A 1,353-nucleotide genomic window follows, 5' to 3' on the forward strand; every position below is an offset into this window, starting at 1 on the left:
GTTCGTCTTGCTCGGCGCTGTTGCCGCAGCCGGCCAGGGACAGGCTCAGAAACGCCAGAAGCGCCACTGGGCGCAGGCGAAGGGAGAGGGTAGTAGGCATGCGGATCTTCCGATGATGACCGGGTATATGCTACGGCAGGCATTGCTGGGCGGCTGTTAATACCTGTAGGGCGAGTGTGAAAAAATGTAAAGAACAAGCCTGTGGTGTTGCAGTGTTCTATATCCTGAGTATTCCTGCGCCGGCCTCTTCGCGGGCTTGCCCGCTCCCACAAGGACCGCACGGTATCTGAAATCTGTGCTGTACCTGTGGGAGCGGGCAAGCCCGCGAAGAGGCCGGCAAGGTCCAACACAACCTAGATTCCCAAGCACCTATGCCGAATATTCTCCTGGTCGAAGACGACAGTGCCCTGTCCGAGGTGATCGCCAGCTACCTGCAACGCAACGACTTTCATGTGCAGGTGATCGCCCGCGGCGATCATGTGCTGGACGAGTACCGCCGGCAAAAGCCCGATCTGGTCATTCTCGACCTGATGCTGCCGGGCCTCGATGGCCTGCAGGTCTGCCGCCTGTTGCGCCAGGAATCGCAAGGCTTGCCGATCCTGATGCTGACCGCCCGTGACGACAGCCACGACCAGGTACTGGGCCTGGAAATGGGCGCCGACGACTATGTGAGCAAACCCTGCGAGCCCCGTGTGCTGCTGGCGCGGGTGCGTACCTTGCTGCGCCGCAGCAGTGTCAACGAGCCACGGCTGGACCACGACCTGATCGTGATCGGCGGCCTGCGCATCGACCTGGCCGAACGCACGGTCAGCTGGCGCGGCGACGAAGTGGAGTTGTCCAGCGGCGAGTACAACCTGTTGGTGGTGCTGGCGCGCAACGCCGGCGAAGTGCTGAACCGCGACCGCATCCTGCAGCAACTGCGGGGCATCGAATTCAATGGCACCGACCGCTCGGTGGACGTGGCCATTTCCAAGCTGCGGCGCAAGTTCGACGACAACGCCGGTGAAGCGCGCAAGATCAAGACCGTATGGGGCAAGGGCTATCTGTTCAGCCGCGTCGAGTGGGAGTGCTGACCGGCCATGCTCAAGATCCTGGTGCGGCTGTACCTGGTGATCATCATTGCCTATGCCGGTGCGCTGCTGCTTATCCCCGACAGTATCGTCGGCCTGTTCCATGATCGGTTCATGGCCTACAACCTGGATCAGGCCAAGGGTGTGCAGTCGATGGTCGTGCGCCAGTTCCGCCAGGCGCCGCGCGAGCAGTGGCCAGCGGTAGCGCAGGAGCTGGCCGGTGATTTCGCACCGCTGCAACTGCGGCTGTTGCCCATGGACCAGGCGGGCCTGAGCGACCAGG

General features: G+C 62.5%; 1 protein-coding gene and 1 pseudogene. Both read left to right on the forward strand.

Annotated features, from left to right (window positions below; genetic code table 11):
* Positions 1-371 precede the first annotated feature (371 nt).
* Complete coding sequence (locus APH30_RS27200; protein ID WP_054914253.1) at positions 372-1,073, forward strand: response regulator transcription factor; 702 nt, start codon at positions 372-374, stop codon at positions 1,071-1,073.
* A gap of 6 nt (positions 1,074-1,079) precedes the next feature.
* Positions 1,080-1,353, forward strand: a pseudogene (locus tag APH30_RS27205) (two-component sensor histidine kinase); the annotation flags it as partial.

Source organism: Pseudomonas sp. NBRC 111127, from assembly GCF_001320345.1.
GTDB classification, from domain to species: domain Bacteria; phylum Pseudomonadota; class Gammaproteobacteria; order Pseudomonadales; family Pseudomonadaceae; genus Aquipseudomonas; species Aquipseudomonas juntendi.

What these genes read in the sequence shown, in the direction of transcription:
- APH30_RS27200 (WP_054914253.1), top strand. Translation starts at nt 372, where the DNA reads ATGCCGAATATTCTCCTGGTCGAAGACGACAGTGCCCTGTCCGAGGTG.